Here is an 18,163-nt window from a genome sequence, read left to right on the forward strand (position 1 = left end):
GCAGCAAACGGATCAATTGGATGTCTTTCTACAATGACGGGCGGTCTGGCATGAGTGTTCGCCGGAGAACTTGCATGATGCAAACCGCCCGCAATTGTATTTGCCGTCCAATCGGCCGCAAGTCTTCAATTGAAGTGGTTAAAGCAAGGGGTGTTGCAATTTACAATTGATTTTTGCGGTGATTTTGGGAACCTTACGAGAGAAATTCAGGTCGCCACCATCTTGTGCAATATATTCAACATGAACGGAACATGTTGATAGATTTCATGGGCGATGTTGCCGGGTCCGTGAATCGCGTATCCATGGACCGGGCCGGAAACCGTGCCTGCAGTTCCTCGTCTTGCGTGAGGTGAGTAAATCAAAGCGGAATTTAGTTGTTTCCTGTCTTTCCGCATCGGAAAGACAAGGTCGAGGTGGACGTCTTGAGTCTGAGCGGCAGTGCGTCGTTGCCATATACTCCCAGGGAGATGGGGCGGGCCAGCCTGTCCCGTACGTTCATCCTTTACACGCTTGGTCTTTTCGCAATTCTCGGACTCATCTTCGTCGGAATTCTCACGAAAATCACTTGGGATGCTGCGCATGCGCGTGCAATCCGTGTGACGGAGGCCTTCTTTCAGGCGACGAAACGCCCGTTCGAACGGGCAATCTGGACTGTGAACGCGGATGCCACCCTGCAACTCATTCGCGGGCTGGAAAGCCTCGAGGTGGTCGAGAGGGTCTGGGTCGAAACGCCCGACACCGGGAATTTCGGAGAACCGGCACCGGAGCCCCGCCAGGCCGAAGCATTAAGCTACACCTTGAATTCGCCCAGCACGATCCTGCAGAAGGATGCCATCGGCCAAGTCTTCATTCTGATCGATCGCAACACGATTTCCTACGAAATCGTCTCCACGGTCGGTTTTATCGTGACCGCCATCATCGTCTACCTGCTGCTTCTGGCGATTGTTATCCGCACGGTCTTTCGCCGACTGATCGGCCGTCCTCTTTCGGCGATCGTCGAATATCTGTCGACACCCCGCCTTATCGAAGATCCACCCAAGGCGGAGCTGATGCCCGGCCGGTCCGATGAAATCGGCATTCTGTCGTCCAGCCTCCAGTCGATGGTTCAGCGCCGTCACCTGGATCTCAAGAAGATTCAGGAATATCAGACCAATCTCGAAGAACTTGTGGCTCGCAGGACGGAACAGCTCAAGCTGGTTCAGGAGGAACTGATCCAGGCAGACAATCTTGCGGCGCTTGGGGCGCTCGTTGCCGGTGTGTCGCATGAACTGAACACGCCGCTTGGCAACGCCCTGATGGCAGCCACGACGATCAAGGATTCCACCAGGTATCTACGCACGGAACTTGAACGGCAGAGTCTGAGCAAGGACGCACTGGAAAACGAAGTGGGCCGGATCACGGACACGGCCAATATCATAGAGAAGACACTCGGGCGCGCACGCGACCTTGTCGGCAACTTCAGGCAGGTCGCCGTCGATCGGCAGAGTGAAAAGAAGCGCCCGTTCAACTTCGATCATATCATCCGGGAAACGCTGGCAACCCTTCAGCCCACGATCCGAAAGACCTCCTTTGAGATTGAACTCGATCTGAATGCCGACGAAATAATCGACAGCTATCCCGGGGCCATCAGCCAGCTGGTTTCCAATTTCGTCGAAAACGCCATCAAACATGGCTATGACGGCGCCGATCAGGGACGGATCCGTCTATCCTCGCTCATCCTGCCGGTGACGGTGAGCGATGACGGTACCGAGACCGAAAAAACGCTCGTGTTCAAATGCAGGGACTACGGTGTCGGCATTCCGGACAAGAACCTGAAAAAGGTCTTCGAACCGTTTTTCACGACGAAGTTCGGAAAGGGCGGGTCCGGCCTTGGAATGGCAATCTGTTATCAATTGGTGACGGAAGCCCTCAACGGTACAATTTCAGTTACATCCGAAGTGGGAAAGGGTACTGAATTCACAATTGAATTTCCTGTCAGGGCTCCGCAGAAGGCTCAAACACCGACAATAAAAAAGGCTCAATGAAATGGTGATGGACTTTCTCGTGCCCTCCGAGCCCAGGCCGGAAAGATCTGACAAGTCACCATGGAAAATTCTGATCGTCGATGATGATCCCGATGTTCACGAGGTAACAAGGATCGCTGTTGCGGGCTGCATCTTCGAAGACCGGCCGTTCGAACTTCTCCATGCTCTATCGGCCGAGGAAGCCCGCAGGATATTCGTCGAAGAGGACGATATCGCAGTGGCGCTCGTGGATGTGGTCATGGAAGATGACACGGCCGGTCTCGGGCTGGTCAGCTGGATCCGGTCAGAACTCGACAACCAGTTCACGCGTCTGATCCTGCGCACAGGCCAGCCGGGCTACGCACCGCAGACCGACGTGATCATGAAATTCGACATTGATGGCTATGCGGAAAAGGCCGAACTGTCCCGCACCAAGCTGATCACGGCACTCGTCACGGCATTGCGGGGCTACAAGCTTGTCATGTCGCTGGAAACCAACCGGCAAAAGCTCAAGCAGCTGAATATGCATTTTGCCGCGATCGTGGAAAAGAACGCCCTGGGCGACTTCGCCTCCGCGGTTCTGACGGAAATCACCCAGCTTATCGGCCAACCCGTGGGGTGCTTCCTGTGCGGGCTGGACGCGCTTCCCGATTACGGGGTCGTCGACAAGTCGAATGTCAGGGTCCTGGCTGCGCTGGGGGAGTTTGCCGACAAGACGGATCTTCCGGTCGACATGCTGGGTGACGATGCCATCCGGTTGTCGGTGCATGCATGCATCGAAAGCCTGTCAGCCAGTTCGTCGCCGCGAGGTGTCGCCCTGCCGCTGGTGACGCGCAATGGCATGACCGGAGCGCTTTTTCTCGCCATGCCGGAAGCTGAGCTGGAAGAACGCGTCGGTTCGGAAGTCGTCCAGCTCTTTATCGCCAATGTGGCGCTCGGTTACGAAAAGACCGGCCTGCTGGAGCACATCCGCAATCTCGCCTATGTGGACCGGACAACCGGTCTGTCGACCTTTTCCGGGTTTCTCGAAACCTTTCAGCGCCACGTCGGCAAACACACCCCACTTCTCGTTGTTCATTCGGACATTCAAAGGTTCCGGGTCATCGTCGACGGTATCGGCGATGAAAAGGCCGGGGCGGTGCTGAAGAAGACCGGTCACAGGCTTTCTCAGACTTTCCCGGATGCGCTGTCGATCGCGCGCAAGGAAAAGGACGAATTCCTCATTCTGCTGAAGGGGGGCGGGGAGAACCGGATCGAGGATGTGGTGGCGCGGGTGGAGGATGCCTTCCATGAACCGATTTCGCTGGGTGACACGCAGATAACCTTGCGCATGCGGCTTGGATTCGCCGCAGTGGATGCCGATGAGGAACAGGAGGCGGAGCAGCTTGTGCGCCATGCCTCGATCGCTCTGAATGACGTGCGGCAAAAAGGCCTTACCAATCATGCGGTTTTCCATCCGCTGATGCAGGAAGCTGCCTTCGAACGTCTTCGCCTTGCCTCGCTGCTCACCGGAGGAGCCGACAAGACCGAGTTCTTCCTTCACTATCAGCCGATCATGCATGCGCAGGGCGAGTCCATCGCGTCCTTCGAGGCGTTGATGCGATTCCGGACACCGTCGGGCAGCTTGCTCAACACCGCCCGAATGATCGAGGCGGCGGAGGCGAGCGGGCTGATCTCGGAAATCGGTTCGTGGATGTTCAAGGCGGCCTTTCGTGAATTCAGCGAGATGTCCGCCGTTTCCGATGAGGTCCGGTTGAATGTCAATCTGTCGCCCCAGCAGGTTCAGGCCAACAGGATCTACAGGGACATCGAGGAGGCGGCTACGGCTGCAGGCTTGTCCCTTAGTCGTCTTGTCTTCGAGGTGACGGAAGGATTGTTCCTGAACAACGATCAGGTGACGCTCTCCCTGCTGACATGGTTGCGCGCCAAGGGAGCGAAAGTCGTCATAGACGACTTCGGCACCGGATATTCCTCTCTGAGCTACCTGCGCAAGCTACCGGTGGATGGAATCAAGATCGACCGCAGCTTCATCATGAACATGGATCAGGATTCGGATGCGCTGGCGGTCATCAAATCCATCGTTGCCGTGGCTCAGGCTCTGGATCTGAGTATCACGGCTGAAGGCGTGGAGACGGACGTGCAGCGCAAGCTCATGCAGGATCTGCAGTGTGATTATCTGCAGGGGTTCTTCTATTCCAAACCCCTGAACAGCACGGATCTGGCAACCTTTGTCCGCAAAGCTGTCGCTTCCGAAGCGGCCGCCGGATAGCACCTGGTCCCCGGTTTCTCCCAGAATGACGAGCTGCGACTCATGTCACGAAGGCAGGGGGTGAGCACATATGGAGACGCTTGCGAAATTCGATACAGATAACCAATTGAAATTTTGTACGAAACACGCTCTCATGGGAATAACGTGGCGGCGCCCGACGTGTTTTACGTTGAGCTTAAGCCCAGTCATTGCCAATATTCGCCCAAGCGCGAGAAGGGGAGAAAACGAATGGACATGAATGGCTCCCACCGGATACCGGCCAAACGGGAAACCGTCTGGGAAGCATTGAACGATCCGGAGATCCTGAAAGCCTGCATACCCGGCTGCCAAAGCCTTGAAAAAACATCCGACACGGAAATGACCGCCGAGGTGACAACCAAGATCGGTCCGGTCAAGGCCAAGTTCAAAGGCGCGGTGACCTTCGAGAATATCAATGCACCGGAAAGCTACACGATTGTCGGGGAAGGCAAGGGAGGCGTTGCCGGATTCGCCAAGGGGTCGGCGGATGTCAAGCTGACCGAGGAAGGCGACGAAACCGTTCTGACCTATGAAGCCAAGGCGCAGGTCGGCGGTAAACTCGCCCAGCTCGGCAGTCGGCTGATCGATTCCACCGCGAAGAAAATGGCCGAGGAGTTTTTCGGCAAGTTTTCCGACATGGTCGGCGGGACATCTTCCAGTCCGGCGGAAGCCGGTGCCGCGCAGGATCTCGATCCCGGGGTTGCCGAGGAAGCGAAGCGGATTGCTCTGGAGGAAACGACCGATGAGGTCGTTCACGCGATCGAGGATGCCGAGCACGCCGTCGAAGAGAAACTGCACAAGGCCGAGGAAAACCTGGAGACAGCGGCCGGAAAGAATGTTCTGGGCGGTCCTGTCGTCTGGGGGCTGGCCCTCCTGGCGGCCGTTATCATCGTTCTGGCACTTGCAACATGAGCGGCAGTGCTCAATCTTGAACGCGCAGGGGCTGACGGGTTCCGGTCCGCCAGTCCCCACTCGATAACAACACGGCGGCAAGCCGGATACTGTTGAGCCCAGGCTCAGAGAATGTCATGAGGGAGAGAAATTCATGTCGAAAGTTTCGATGGTATTGAACGGCAAGGCGGTTTCGGCGGATGTCGAAGACCGGACGCTTCTTGTCTCGTTCATACGCGAAGTGCGCCAGCTGACCGGCACCCATGTCGGTTGCGATACGTCGCAATGCGGCGCCTGTGTCGTTCACGTGGACGGCAAGGCCGTCAAGTCGTGCACCATGCTGGCGGCCCAGGCCGATGGCGCTGAAGTCCTGACCATCGAGGGACTTGCCGGCGATAGCGGGCTCCATCCGATTCAGGCTGCCTTTCGCGAGCATCATGGGCTGCAATGCGGTTTCTGCACGCCCGGGATGGTCATGAGCGCCCTGGACATGATCAACCGTCACGGGCCCGGCAACCTGGACGAACAGACCATTCGTCACGAGCTGGAAGGCAATATCTGCCGCTGTACCGGCTACCACAATATCGTCAAGGCGATCAAAGCCGCTTCCGACCAGATGGCCGGCATGGCCCAGGCTGCCGAATAATCGGCCGGCACTCCTGATTTTGACGCGCGGCCACGCCCGCGCCGAGACACCAAGACCACACAGCGCGATCCGTTGCCGGGGGAACCATGGCAATCGAGGGCTGTCCGCCGGGTCTTGAGACAGACAACCGCCGGACCCGGCGGTTATCGGGACAATCGGTCCGAGGAGAATTTCCGGAGCAGGTGGAACCGGAGCAGTTTTAAGGGAGAGAGACGATGGCTGTTGAGGGGATCGGGGCACGTGCCCTGCGCAAAGAGGACAAACGCTTTCTGACCGGCAAGGGCCGGTACACGGACGACATGGTTGCACCGGGCATGGGCTTTGCGGCCTTCGTGCGTTCGCCGCACGCTCACGCAAGGATAAAGGGAATTGACACCAGTGCCGCGCTGGCGATGCCGGGCGTCGACGCGGTCCTGACCGGCGACCAGCTGGTGGGGGACGGTATCGGCAACCTGATCTGCGGCTGGATGATCCATTCCAAGGACGGGACGCCGATGAAAATGGGCGGCTGGCGCGCGCTCGAGCCGGAAATCGTCCGGTATGTCGGCCAGGCCGTTGCGGTGGTGATCGCCGATACGCTCGGGCAGGCCCGCGATGCGGCCGACGTGGTGGTTGTGGACTATGAAGAATTGCCGGCGGTCATTGATGCAGTCGCCGCCATGGGGCCGGATGCGCCGCAAATTCATCCGGAAGCCGAAGACAATCTGATTTTCGACTGGGAAATCGGTGATGACGCAGCCGTCAATGCCGCCTTCGAGAAAGCCGCTCATGTCACGCGGTTGAACATCCGGAACAACCGGCTCGCCCCCAATCCGATGGAACCACGGGCTGCGCTGGCAGACTATGATTCCGCCGAGGAGCATTACACGCTCCACACCACTTCGCAGAATCCGCATGTGGCACGCCTGGTACTGTCGGCCTTCTACAATGTCGCGCCGGAACACAAGTTGCGCGTGATCGCACCTGATGTGGGGGGCGGTTTCGGCACGAAGATCTATGTCTATCCCGAAGAGATGGTGTGCCTGTGGGCCTCCAAGCGTGCGGGCCGACCGGTCAAATGGGTCTGCGACCGCACCGAAGCCTTCCTCACGGATGCCCATGGGCGTGATCACCAGTCCGAAGCCGAACTGGCGCTCGACGCGGACAAAAAGATCATCGGTTTGCGGGTGAAGACGGTGGCAAACATCGGCGCCTACATGTCCCTGTTCTCTTCTGCGGTGCCGACCTATCTCTATGCGACACTGCTTTCCGGCCAGTACGACATTCCGGCCATCCACGCCAATGTGAAGGCGGTCTACACCAACACGACGCCGGTCGATGCCTATCGCGGGGCAGGGAGGCCGGAAGCCACCTACCTCATTGAGCGACTCATGGAAACGGCGGCGCGTGAAGTGGGCCTGTCTCCGGCCGAATTCCGTCGCAGGAATTTCGTCAGGACCTTCCCGCATCAGACGCCGGTCATCATGTGTTATGATGCAGGCGACTATGACGCGACACTGGATGCGGCCTTGAAGGCAGCCGATTATGACGGCTTTGCCGCCCGCAAGGCGGACGCCGCCGCGCGCGGGAAACTGCGCGGTATCGGCATCTCCTGCTACATTGAGGCCTGCGGCATTGCGCCATCGGCTGCTGTCGGCTCCCTCGGGGCCGGGGTCGGCCTGTGGGAATCCGCCGAGGTGCGGGTGAACCCGATCGGCACGATCGAGGTTCTCACCGGTTCCCACAGCCATGGGCAGGGTCATGAAACCACCTTTTCCCAGCTGGTATGCGAGCGGTTCGGTCTCGACACCGACTCGGTCGCAATCGTCCATGGCGATACGGACAAGGTGCAGTTCGGCATGGGCACCTACGGGTCTCGCTCCGGCGCGGTCGGCATGTCCGCTGTGGTCAAGGCGCTCGACAAGGTTGAGGCGAAGGCGAAAAAGATCGCCGCTCATCTCATGGAAGCCTCGGAAGGCGACATCCAGATCGAAGGCGGTGAACTGAAGGTCGCCGGCACGGACAAGAAGCTCTCCTTCACCGAAGTGGCACTTGCCGCCTATACGGCTCACAATCTGCCCGAAGGCATGGAGCCGGGACTGAAGGAAGGGGCCTTCTATGACCCGACGAACTTCACCTTCCCGGCAGGGACCTATGTCTGTGAGGTCGAGGTGGATCCGGAAACCGGCAAGACCGAGATCGTCAACTTCGTTGCCGCCGACGATTTCGGCAAGGTGATCAACCCGATGATCGTGGAAGGACAGGTTCACGGCGGCCTGGTTCAGGGGATCGGTCAGGCGCTACTTGAAAATGTCACCTATGACGACAACGGTCAGCTTCTGACGGCATCCTTCATGGACTACGCCATGCCGCGCGCCGATGACGTTCCCTTCTTCAACCTCTCCACCCACGAGACGCTGTGCCCGGGCAATCCGCTGGGCATCAAGGGATGTGGCGAGGCTGGTGCGATCGGGTCGCCTCCGGCCGTCATCAACGCAATTACGGATGCGATCGGCAGCAACGACCTGACCATGCCGGCAAAGCCGGAAAAGGTCTGGGCTTTGTATCACTCCTCCATGAAGGAGGCCGCCGAATAGATGACGCAGTCCGTTGTGGATCGCCGGGCTCCGGCGGATCCGCCCGACAAGCGGATCCGGATGGCCTCCGACAAGGATGGTCAGCGGAAGTCACTGGTTCCATTAGCCGTTTTAAGAAACCTGAACCCATCCATATGGGAGACACGACATGTATGAAACAAATTATCACCGTGCCGGATCGGTGGCCGATGCTGTCCGTATGCTCACTGAAGCCGAAGACGGTAAATTCCTGGCCGGGGGGCAGACGCTGCTGCCGACCATGAAGCAGCGTCTGGCGGCTCCATCCGACTTGGTGGACATCACGAAAATTCCGGACATGAAGGGTATTCGTGAAGAGGGAAACCAGATCGTCATCGGTGCCGCGACACCTCACGCCGAAGTCGCTGCCTCTGCTCTGGTCAAATCCAGACTTCCGGGGCTTGCCACCCTTGCCGGTGGCATCGGAGACCCGGCCGTGCGCCACATGGGAACGATCGGAGGCTCGATCGCCAACAACGATCCGGCCGCGGATTATCCGGCTGCGCTTGTCGGACTGGGAGCGAGCGTGACGACCAGCAAGCGGACGCTTGCGGCAGAAGATTTCTTCATCGGAATGTTCGATACGGCACTCGATGAAGATGAAATCGTCATCTCCGTTGCCTTTCCGGCAGCCGAGAAGTCGGCGTATGCCAAATATCCCAATCCTGCCTCCCGTTATGCGATGGCCGGAGTATTCGTCGCCCGGCACGCAGACGGTTCCGTTCGCGTGGCGGTCACAGGCGCAGGGCAATCCGGTGTCTTCCGGGTAGACGGTATGGAAGATGCGCTGGCCGCAAACTGGTCTCCCGAGGCCGTGGCCGAAATGAGCCTCGATTCCAGCAACATGCTGCATGACGTTCACGGATCTGCCCGCTATCGGGCAAACCTGGTGACGGTCATGGCAAAACGGGCTGTTGCTGCCGCAGGCTGACACGTCGTGGCACGAAGGCGCAAGAGTCGAGCCCGGCCACCAGGTGGCCGGGCTTTTCATATGCCTGGATTGTCAGAGAATCAGGACCGGTACCGCCGTTCCGGCGTCTTGGGCAGGGGCGTGTGGCGGACGGATGATGAGCGCTCCGGATTTTGCCAGCAGGCCGAGCATGGAACTGTCCTGACGGGAAAACGGCGTTGCGACCAGGTGACCGTCCGCGTCTTCGGAAAGGCCGGCACGGATATAGTCCTGCCGGCGGTCGTTTTCCGGCAGAGCCTTTCCCAGTATGGCGCGTTTCGGTGCGTCGGCTGCCGGCGGTTGTCCGAGCATCGCCTGCAGCAGCGGCTTCAGAAACAGCAGGCCGCAGACCATGCTGGAAACCGGATTGCCGGGTAGGCCGAGTACTTTCGTTCTGCCGAGACGGCCGGCCATCAACGGCTTGCCCGGGCGCATGGCAATCCGCCAGAAGGACAGATCCATGCCTTCCTGCCCCAGAACCTCCTGAACGATGTCATGATCGCCGACGGAAGCGCCGCCAAGCGTCACGAGAATATCCGCGTCTTCGATGATGGCTCTGCGGATATGGGTGGCAAGTTCGACCGGCTCGTCCCGGGATATGCCCAGATCCACAGGCTGCCCGCCGCAGTCGGCCACAAGCGCGGCAATGCCTATATGGTTGGACGCGATGATCTGATCGGGACCCGGTTCCGTTCCCGGTGGGACCAGTTCATCTCCGGTCGCCAGAATGGCGACTTTCGGTTTGCGGATGACCGGAAGCTCGGCATGGTTCATGGCCGCGGCAAGGGCCAGATGGCGGTAGTCCAGTCTGAGCGGCGGTTCAAGAAGAACATCGCCGCTTGAAAAATCCAGACCGGCCGGCCGGACAAAGGCTCCTTTTTGCGGGGGGGCCAGAACCGTGATCCGGTCGCCCGAACGCTGTGCATTTTCCTGGATGAGAATCGTGTCCGCACCATCGGGAAGCGGGGCGCCGGTGAAGATGCGCACGCTCTGGCCTGATGCGACGTGCCCCGGAAATCCATGGCCCGCCGGGGCTTCTCCGATTACCTGCAGCTGTGTTCCGTCTGCGGCAAGATCCTCGTGACGGATCGCGTAACCGTCCATCGCCGAGGCGGCAAAGGGTGGCTGGGTGCGCGTCGATATGAGCGCTTCGGCGAGGAAACGGTTGTTGGCCTGCTCGAGAGAAACGGTTTCCGTTTCCAGCGAGGATACGCCTGCAAGAAGTTTTTCTAGTGCCTCGGCGACTGGCATCAGGCTCATCAGGTGCCGCCTTCGCTGCCGTCTTTGTCCAGCGTCCAGTGACCGCTTTTGCCGCCGGCCTTTTCGACCAGCCGGATGTCGCCGATCACCATGCCCCGGTCGACCGCCTTGGCCATGTCGTAGATAGTCAGGCAGGCGAGGGAGCAGGCCGTGAGCGCTTCCATCTCGACTCCCGTCTGCCCGCTGACCCTGGTGGTGGCGGTCACGATCAGGCCCGGCAAGGCGTCGTCGGGTTCAAATTCGAGGGACACTTTCGACAGCATCAGCGGATGGCAGAGCGGGATCAGTTCGTGAGTCTTCTTGGCGGCGAGAATGCCGGCGATACGGGCGGTTCCGATCACGTCGCCCTTTTTGGCATTGCCGCTGCGGATCAGGTCCAGCGTTTCCCGGCGCATGGTCACCGACCCTCTGGCAACCGCCGTCCGGTGCGTGACGTTCTTTTCGGAGACGTCCACCATGTTGGCGGCGCCGGTTTCATCCAGATGGGTGAGCGTCGGTTCCTGTCCGGCCATTTCGCCTAGACCGCTCTGGACAGCGCAGGGCGGGCCAGCAAGGCCCGGGTTGCCGCCGTGACATCGTCCTGCCGCATCAGGCTTTCCCCGATCAGGAAGGTGGAAATTCCGACCTTGTTCATGCGTTCCAGGTCCGCGGGTGTGAACAGTCCGGATTCCCCCACCACGATCCTGTCCGACGGTACCTGCGGCGCCAGTTCCTCGCTGGTTTCCAGCCGGGTTTCAAAGGTCTTCAGATTGCGGTTGTTGATGCCCATGAGCGGCGAGGAGAGGTTGAGCGCGCGTTCCAGCTCACTGGCGTCGTGGACTTCCAGCAGCACGTCCATGTCAAGGCCGAACGCGGTTTCTTCCAACGCCCGGGCCGTCGCATCGTCGACTGCGGCGAGAATGATCAGGATGCAGTCCGCACCCCAGGCACGCGCCTCATGAACCTGATAGGTGTCGTAGAGAAAATCCTTCCGCAGCGCGGGCAGGGAGACCGCATCACGGGCAGCGGTCAGAAATTCCGGTTTTCCCTGGAAGGACGGCGTATCGGTGAGCACCGACAGACAGGCGGCGCCGCCTGCTTCATAGGCTCTGGCTAGTTGCGGCGGATTGAAGTCTTCCCGGATCAGCCCCTTGGAAGGACTGGCCTTCTTGATTTCGGCGATCAGGGCAAAGTCGCCGTCAGCATGTTTTGCCCTGATGGCGTTCGCAAACCCGCGCGGCGCGGGAAGGTCCGCGATGCGCGCCCTGAGGTCCGCCAGGGATACCCGGGCTTTGGCAGCGGCGATTTCCTCACGCTTGTAGGCTTCGATTTTCTGCAGGATATCAGACATTTGCCTATCCGTTCGAGGCTGCGACGAGTTTCTCAAGGGTGTCGGCCGCCGAACCATTGTCAATCGCGGCGGCTGCCATGTCGACGCCGGTTTTCAGGCTGTCCACCCTGTCGGCAACCATCAGGGAAGCGGCGGCGTTGAAGAGCACGATGTCCCGGTAGGCGTTTCTGGTGCCTGCCAATACGTCCCTCAGAGCCTTTGCGTTGTCCGCTGGAAGTCCGCCCTTCAGGTCTTCTGGCCTGGCAAGCGGCAAGCCGACCTGATCCGGGGAAATCTCGAAGGATCTGATCGCACCGCCTTCCAGTGCGCTCACGAATGTCGGGCCTGTGGTGGTTATTTCGTCCATTCCGTCGGAGCCATGGACGACCCATGCCTTTTCCGAGCCGAGGTCCTTGAGTGCCCGGGCAACCGGCTCGACCCATTCACGGGCAAAAACGCCGACCATCTGGCGTTTGACACCGGCCGGATTGGACAGGGGACCGAGCAGATTGAAAATCGTCCTCGTGCCGAGCTCCATCCGCGTCGGGCCGACATGTTTCATGGCTGCGTGATGCAGCGGCGCGAACATGAAGCCTATCCCGGCCTTGTGGATGCACTCGGAAATCCTCTCAGGCGGGATATCGATATTGACGCCCAGCTCCGCCAGGGCTTCCGAGGCGCCGGATCTGGATGACAGGGAGCGGTTGCCGTGTTTGGCAACCGGGACGCCACAGGCGGCAACCACGATCGCCGTGCAGGTGGATATGTTGTAGGACCCGGAGTTGTCGCCACCGGTGCCGACGATATCTATGGCGTCTGCCGGTGCCGATACGGGCAGCATTTTGGCGCGCATGGTGGCAACCGCACCGGTCACCTCGGCGATGCTTTCGCCGCGCACCCGCAGAGCCATCAGGAAACCGCCCAACTGTGAAGGTGTTGCTGCGCCCGACAGGATCACTTCAAAGGCTTCCCGGGCCTCTTCCGGGTTCAATGCATGGCCATCGGCGACCTTGGCAAGGAAGTCTTTGAACGTGCTCATGTCATCAATCCGCTTGTCGTGAAATCAGTTCAGGTTCAGCCCGATCGCCTGGGAAACGGCTGCATTGTTGATTTCGACACCTGCCTTGTTTTCCCGGTCGGTGATGAACTGGCCCAGCAGGGAGTCCTGTATCTGCTGGGACATTTGCTGGCCCAACGCAGCGACTTCAGGTGCGGAGGCATCGAATTCCGGAACGGTGGCACCGGTGACCTGCAGCACAAGCTTCCCTGTACCATCGGCTGTGTCCGTGGCCGCGGTCGTGCCCACAGGCCCGCCGAAGGCCGCGGAGACCGCGTCCTGACCGAGGTCGCCGGACGGGGAGTTCCGTGTCAGGCCGGTTGCCTTGCGCACCTCAAGCCCGGTTTCTTCCGCCAGGGCCTGAAGAGACGTTCCGCTTTCGGCCTTCGCGCGCAGGTCTGCCGCCGTTTCGGTCAGCCGTCTTGCGAGTTCGTCTGTCTTCCATGCGGCAACAACATCGTCCCTGACTTCGTCAAGGGTCCGGTCACGGGAGGGGGTCACCTTGGTGACCTCGTACCAGAGAAAGCCCCGGTCGCCGAGCTGGAGGACATCGTTTTCGATGCCGATATCGCTGTCGAAGGCCCCCGCAGTCAGGCCTTCGGCGTCCGGCAGATCGACGTCCCCGCCGGTCATGGACTTGCCGGATGCATCGAAGGCTTCCGGCGACGCGACGGTCAGCGAAAATCGTTCGCCGATTTCCTCCAGAAGCGCACCGCCGGCGCGGGCATCCTCGATTTCATCGAGAAGATCGAGAATTTCCCGTTCGGCCTGTTCCCTGGCCAGTTCGTCGATGATTCCGTCCTTCACTTCGTCAAACGGCTGCGTGCTTTCCGGCAGGACTTCCTGAACGTTCAGGATAACCGTGGAAAACCGTCCTTCGACGGGGGAGCTGGTTGCCCCTTCTTCCAGCGAGAACGCGGCTTCGCCAAGGGTTTCATCGAGAAAGTCGGCCTTCGGCATCACACCGAGGGATACGTCGTTGTCGCTGAGGTTGCGATCGCTCATGAGGTCTTCGAAAGTCTTGCCGTTTGCAAGCTCAGCGGCGGCTTCTTCGGCTGCGGTCTGTGACTGGAACGTCATCTGACGCACTTTCCGGCGCTCCGGCTGAGAGAAGTCATCGCTGCGGCGCTCGTATTCGGCGCGCGCATCTTCTTCGGTGATGTCGTCCGGGCGAGCGACAGCGTCCGGCGTCAACGCGACATATTTTATCTCGCGGTATTCGGGAGCGCGGAAATCATCCTTGTTGTCCTCGAAATAGCTGGCCAGTACGTCGTCTGCCGGATCCTCTATTTCTCCGATGAAATCCGCGGTAACCAGAAGATAGTCGGCGTCGCGGGTTTCGCGCTGGTAGGTGTCGAGAACCTCCAGATAGCTGACCGGTGCCTTCATGCCGCCGGCCAGACCTTCTGCGAGCTGGCTTCTTTCGGCGATGGCCCGGCGCTGGAGCACATATTCGTCCTCACGATACCCGTTGGCCTGAAGCACCTGCTGCAGGCGGCTGCGGTCGTAGCGGCCGCCGGGCCCCTGAAAGGCGGGATCGGACTGGATGATGGTCGCGAGCCGCGCGTCCGAGACGCCAAGGTTCAGGTTCCGGGCCGTGTCGTTCATGGCCGCTTCGGCGATCAACTTGCCGAGAGACTGCTGCGGCACGCCCAGCGAAGCGCCTTCGGCAGGCGTCAACGGGCGGCCGAACTGCTGGCCGAACCTGTTGAGATCCTGGCGGTAGGTCCGGTCGAAATCGAAAAGGGAGATGTCCGTGTTGCCGACCTTGGCCACGGTGTCCTGGTTTATGTTCCCCAGAAAACCGCTTACTCCCCAGACGGCGAAGCTGAAAATAAGCAGAGCGATAAACAGTTTGGCAAACCAGGTGCCAGCGCCCCTGCGCAGCGCGTCAAGCATGACGTCTCCCGTAAGTCTTGTTTTGCATCGGCCGGATTTCCGGCCTGCGATTTATCCGGCCCAGGCCGGAGCGGGCGGATCATAATGACGCGGCGCCGCAGCCGCAAGGCGGACCGGACACAAACTTTGCTTGCAACCCCATGGCCCGGAACGGAATTTCACAGGGACACGCAGATTGCATCATTTCGGCGCTTCTGCTCTATAGGCGGCAAACGAGAATAAACCCCGGAAGGATGCAGATAATGGGCGTGACGATCAAACCGCTGGTGGCCGGAAACTGGAAGATGAACGGCCTGAAATCCAATCTGGCGGAATTCTACAAGATGAGGGCAGGGATCTCCGATGATCTGGCCGCAGCCGTAGACGCCATGATCTGCCCTCCCGCGACATTGATTGCCGTTCTTGCGCAAAGTTCGCAGGGCGGGCAGATCGCCCTGGGTGGCCAGGATTGTCACGCCGAGCCCTCCGGCGCGCATACCGGCGATCTTTCCGCCGAAATGCTGAAGGATGCGGGGGCAGGAGCTGTTATCGTCGGCCATTCGGAGCGGCGCGCGGATCACGGTGAAACGGATGCGGATGTCCAGGCCAAGGCGCGGGCCGCCTGGCGGGCGGGCCTGACGGCCATCATCTGTGTCGGGGAAACCGAAGCGGAACGAAAGGCGGGACAGGCCGTCGCGGTCGTCGAACGCCAGCTCGACGGCTCCGTTCCGGACGGAGCAACGGCGCAAAACACGATTGTCGCCTACGAACCGGTCTGGGCGATCGGAACCGGACTGACCCCCACGGCCGATGATGTGCAGGATATGCACAAGGCCATGCGGGACAATCTGACGGGCAGATTTGCCGGTGCGGGAGAAGCGATGCGTCTTCTTTATGGAGGCTCGGTCAAGCCCGCCAATGCCGGGGAACTCATGGCGGTTGCCAATGTCAACGGCGCCCTCGTGGGCGGTGCGAGCCTGACCGCAGATGCCTTTTTGGGAATACTCGCAGCCTATTCCTGAGCAGCGGTTCTTGAAGCTTCTTCGACGAAGGCGCAAATGTAGGGTGGAAAGCTGCCGGTGTCTGGTGTAGAAGGCCGCAAATCTTGAATTCAATACAGAATGGCGTTCGATGGAAACCGTAGTCATCGTTATCCACCTTATGGTCGTGTTGGCCCTGGTGCTTGTTGTCCTCCTGCAGCGCTCCGAAGGCGGTGCGCTCGGCATTGGCGGCGGAGGCGGCGGTTTGATGTCGAGCCGCGGTACGGCGAACATCCTGACCCGGGCCACCGCGGTTCTGGCGGCGGTGTTCTTCGTCACCTCCCTTGCGCTCAGCCTGATTGCCAAGAATCAGGAAAGCCCCGCATCCATTCTGGATGCCACCCCGGCCGCAACCACCGGCACACCGGCCACGCCGGATGGTGCGACCGGCACGGACGGCTCCGGCGGGATCCTCGATTCTCTGAAACAGCAGAGTGAGCCAGCCGGCCCGCAGGTTCCGGCAGCCCAATAGGCTTTCTGCCGCGGCTCTCCGGCCCTTTCGCCTGACATATGCCCTGCGGTTGAACACGCAGGGCATTTTTATGTGTTAAGAACGCAACTCCCGAGTGGCCAAAACCCCCTCGGCACGAATATGGTATTGGTCCATGGCGCGATATATTTTCATCACTGGCGGCGTGGTTTCCTCGCTTGGAAAAGGCCTTGCTTCCGCGGCACTTGGCGCATTGCTTCAGGCCCGGGGATACAAAGTACGGCTCCGCAAGCTCGACCCCTATCTCAACGTCGATCCGGGCACCATGAGCCCGTATCAGCACGGCGAATGTTTTGTGACCGACGACGGGGCCGAAACCGACCTCGATCTCGGCCACTACGAACGGTTCACCGGTCGTCCCGCGAACCAGCAGGACAACATCACCACCGGCAGGATCTACCAGAACATCATCGCCAAGGAACGCCGGGGAGATTATCTCGGCGGGACCGTTCAGGTCATTCCCCATGTGACCGATGCCATCAAGAATTTCGTTGTCAGCGGCAATGAAGACTATGATTTCGTTCTTGTGGAAATCGGCGGGACCGTCGGGGATATCGAGGGGCTGCCGTTCTTCGAGGCGATCCGGCAGCTCGGCAACGATCTGCCGCGCGGCGAAGCGGTCTATGTGCATCTGACGCTCATGCCCTATATTCCGAGCGCCGGCGAGATGAAGACAAAGCCGACGCAGCATTCGGTCAAGGAACTGCGTTCGATCGGGATACAGCCCGACATCCTGATGATTCGCTGCGACCGACCGATTCCGGAAACCGAGAAACGCAAGCTGTCGCTGTTCTGCAACGTGCGCGAAAGCGCCGTGATCCCGGCTTACGACGTCAAGTCGATCTACGATGTGCCGATTGCCTATCACAAGGAGGGGCTCGACGACGAAGTGCTGGCCGCCTTCGGACTGACGGGCGCTCCGGCTCCCGTGCTGGACCGCTGGGAGGGTATCTCCGAGGCGGTTGCCAACCCGGAAGGGGAGGTCAAGATCGCGATTGTCGGCAAATACACGGTTCTCAAGGACGCCTACAAGTCCCTGATCGAGGCCCTGGTGCACGGCGGTATCGCGAACCGGGTCAAGGTGGACATCGAGTGGATCGAGTCGGAGACATTCGAGAAACAGGATCCGGGGCCCTATCTTGAAGGGGTTCACGGCATTCTCGTTCCGGGCGGCTTCGGCGAGCGTGGGGCGGAAGGCAAGATCGCGGCGGCGCATTATGCCCGCACCCGCGAGATTCCCTATTTCGGCATCTGTTTCGGCATGCAGATGGCGGTTCTGGAAGCTGCACGCAATCTCGCCGGCATCACACAGGCCAATTCCACCGAATTCGGACCGGCGGCGGAGCCTGTGGTCGGGTTGATGACCGAGTGGACAAGAGGCAACGACAAGGAAATCCGGAACTCCGACGGGGATCTTGGCGGCACCATGCGTCTCGGCGCTTACCCGGCGAGCCTCAAGGCAGGGTCAAAGATCGCCGAAATCTACGGCGAGACAAGCATTTCCGAGCGCCATCGGCATCGCTACGAAGTCAATATCGGGTACCGGGAAAAGCTCGAGAACTGCGGGCTTATCTTTGCCGGCACTTCTCCGGACGGCGTCCTTCCGGAAACGGTCGAGATCGAGGACCATCCCTGGTTCATCGGGGTGCAGTATCATCCGGAACTCAAATCGCGGCCGTTCGCCCCGCATCCGCTGTTTGCCTCGTTCATCGGGGCCGCAGTGCATCAGAGCCGCCTGGTCTGACGGGGTTTCGCCAAC

General features: G+C 60.1%; 14 protein-coding genes. 9 read left to right on the plus strand and 5 right to left on the minus strand.

What is annotated here, in order from left to right:
• Positions 1-413: 413 nt before the first annotated feature.
• The 6 genes from DCO57_RS05535 (at position 414) to DCO57_RS05560 (ending at position 9,352) form a co-directional block, all read left to right on the plus strand.
• Positions 414-2,024: a HAMP domain-containing sensor histidine kinase gene (locus DCO57_RS05535; RefSeq protein ID WP_208977813.1), complete on the plus strand. Its 1,611-nt coding sequence runs from the start codon at positions 414-416 to the stop codon at positions 2,022-2,024.
• A gap of 7 nt (positions 2,025-2,031) precedes the next feature.
• Positions 2,032-4,272, plus strand: coding sequence for an EAL domain-containing protein (locus DCO57_RS05540; protein ID WP_208977814.1), 2,241 nt, complete (start codon positions 2,032-2,034; stop codon positions 4,270-4,272).
• Positions 4,273-4,500: 228 nt separating this feature from the next.
• Positions 4,501-5,202, plus strand: coding sequence for a carbon monoxide dehydrogenase subunit G (locus tag DCO57_RS05545; protein ID WP_116697873.1), 702 nt, complete (start codon positions 4,501-4,503; stop codon positions 5,200-5,202).
• A gap of 133 nt (positions 5,203-5,335) precedes the next feature.
• Positions 5,336-5,827 (plus strand): (2Fe-2S)-binding protein, encoded by a 492-nt coding sequence (locus DCO57_RS05550; RefSeq protein WP_116697874.1) that lies wholly within the window; start codon positions 5,336-5,338, stop codon positions 5,825-5,827.
• A gap of 215 nt (positions 5,828-6,042) precedes the next feature.
• The gene (locus tag DCO57_RS05555; RefSeq protein WP_116697875.1) at positions 6,043-8,403 is read left to right on the plus strand and encodes a xanthine dehydrogenase family protein molybdopterin-binding subunit; all 2,361 of its coding nucleotides are present in this window, start codon (positions 6,043-6,045) and stop codon (positions 8,401-8,403) included.
• Between the two features lie 148 nt (positions 8,404-8,551).
• Positions 8,552-9,352, plus strand: a complete 801-nt coding sequence (locus DCO57_RS05560) for a xanthine dehydrogenase family protein subunit M (RefSeq protein ID WP_116697876.1) — start codon at positions 8,552-8,554, stop codon at positions 9,350-9,352.
• Positions 9,353-9,424: 72 nt separating this feature from the next.
• Here the strand turns inward: DCO57_RS05560 and glp are convergent, their stop codons facing one another.
• The 5 genes from glp to DCO57_RS05585 are packed head-to-tail and all read right to left on the minus strand — an operon-like array spanning position 9,425 to position 14,895.
• Entirely contained in the window at positions 9,425-10,630 is a 1,206-nt protein-coding gene (gene glp, locus DCO57_RS05565; protein ID WP_116697877.1) for a gephyrin-like molybdotransferase Glp, read from the minus strand.
• A complete protein-coding gene (gene moaC / locus DCO57_RS05570) occupies positions 10,630-11,142 on the minus strand; it encodes a cyclic pyranopterin monophosphate synthase MoaC (protein ID WP_116697878.1) in 513 nt (170 codons plus the stop codon). The genes glp and moaC overlap by 1 nt, the downstream gene beginning before the upstream one ends.
• A gap of 5 nt (positions 11,143-11,147) precedes the next feature.
• Complete coding sequence (trpC, locus tag DCO57_RS05575; protein ID WP_116697879.1) at positions 11,148-11,960, minus strand: indole-3-glycerol phosphate synthase TrpC; 813 nt, start codon at positions 11,958-11,960, stop codon at positions 11,148-11,150.
• Between the two features lie 4 nt (positions 11,961-11,964).
• Entirely contained in the window at positions 11,965-12,978 is a 1,014-nt protein-coding gene (gene trpD, locus DCO57_RS05580) for an anthranilate phosphoribosyltransferase (RefSeq protein WP_116697880.1), read from the minus strand.
• A 24-nt stretch (positions 12,979-13,002) separates the two neighbouring features.
• The gene (locus tag DCO57_RS05585; RefSeq protein ID WP_116697881.1) at positions 13,003-14,895 is read right to left on the minus strand and encodes a peptidylprolyl isomerase; all 1,893 of its coding nucleotides are present in this window, start codon (positions 14,893-14,895) and stop codon (positions 13,003-13,005) included.
• Between the two features lie 242 nt (positions 14,896-15,137).
• Between DCO57_RS05585 and tpiA the strand changes: the two genes are divergently transcribed.
• From tpiA to DCO57_RS05600, 3 genes are all read left to right on the plus strand, one after another.
• Positions 15,138-15,896: a triose-phosphate isomerase gene (gene tpiA / locus DCO57_RS05590; RefSeq protein WP_116697882.1), complete on the plus strand. Its 759-nt coding sequence runs from the start codon at positions 15,138-15,140 to the stop codon at positions 15,894-15,896.
• A gap of 109 nt (positions 15,897-16,005) precedes the next feature.
• Positions 16,006-16,386: a preprotein translocase subunit SecG gene (gene secG / locus DCO57_RS05595; protein ID WP_116697883.1), complete on the plus strand. Its 381-nt coding sequence runs from the start codon at positions 16,006-16,008 to the stop codon at positions 16,384-16,386.
• A gap of 133 nt (positions 16,387-16,519) precedes the next feature.
• Positions 16,520-18,148, plus strand: coding sequence for a CTP synthase (locus DCO57_RS05600; protein WP_116697884.1), 1,629 nt, complete (start codon positions 16,520-16,522; stop codon positions 18,146-18,148).
• The last annotated feature ends 15 nt before the right edge of the window (positions 18,149-18,163 follow it).

Origin of the sequence: Labrenzia sp. 011, assembly GCF_003075075.1 — a bacterium.
Lineage (GTDB): Bacteria > Pseudomonadota > Alphaproteobacteria > Rhizobiales > Stappiaceae > Roseibium.

What these genes read in the sequence shown, in the direction of transcription:
- moaC (WP_116697878.1), bottom strand. Translation starts at nt 11,142, where the DNA reads ATGGCCGGACAGGAACCGACGCTCACCCATCTGGATGAAACCGGCGCC.
- DCO57_RS05600 (WP_116697884.1), top strand. Translation starts at nt 16,520, where the DNA reads ATGGCGCGATATATTTTCATCACTGGCGGCGTGGTTTCCTCGCTTGGA.
- trpC (WP_116697879.1), bottom strand. Translation starts at nt 11,960, where the DNA reads ATGTCTGATATCCTGCAGAAAATCGAAGCCTACAAGCGTGAGGAAATC.
- DCO57_RS05560 (WP_116697876.1), top strand. Translation starts at nt 8,552, where the DNA reads ATGTATGAAACAAATTATCACCGTGCCGGATCGGTGGCCGATGCTGTC.
- DCO57_RS05585 (WP_116697881.1), bottom strand. Translation starts at nt 14,895, where the DNA reads ATGCTTGACGCGCTGCGCAGGGGCGCTGGCACCTGGTTTGCCAAACTG.
- tpiA (WP_116697882.1), top strand. Translation starts at nt 15,138, where the DNA reads ATGGGCGTGACGATCAAACCGCTGGTGGCCGGAAACTGGAAGATGAAC.
- secG (WP_116697883.1), top strand. Translation starts at nt 16,006, where the DNA reads ATGGAAACCGTAGTCATCGTTATCCACCTTATGGTCGTGTTGGCCCTG.
- glp (WP_116697877.1), bottom strand. Translation starts at nt 10,630, where the DNA reads ATGAGCCTGATGCCAGTCGCCGAGGCACTAGAAAAACTTCTTGCAGGC.
- DCO57_RS05550 (WP_116697874.1), top strand. Translation starts at nt 5,336, where the DNA reads ATGTCGAAAGTTTCGATGGTATTGAACGGCAAGGCGGTTTCGGCGGAT.
- DCO57_RS05540 (WP_208977814.1), top strand. Translation starts at nt 2,032, where the DNA reads ATGGACTTTCTCGTGCCCTCCGAGCCCAGGCCGGAAAGATCTGACAAG.
- trpD (WP_116697880.1), bottom strand. Translation starts at nt 12,978, where the DNA reads ATGAGCACGTTCAAAGACTTCCTTGCCAAGGTCGCCGATGGCCATGCA.
- DCO57_RS05555 (WP_116697875.1), top strand. Translation starts at nt 6,043, where the DNA reads ATGGCTGTTGAGGGGATCGGGGCACGTGCCCTGCGCAAAGAGGACAAA.
- DCO57_RS05545 (WP_116697873.1), top strand. Translation starts at nt 4,501, where the DNA reads ATGGACATGAATGGCTCCCACCGGATACCGGCCAAACGGGAAACCGTC.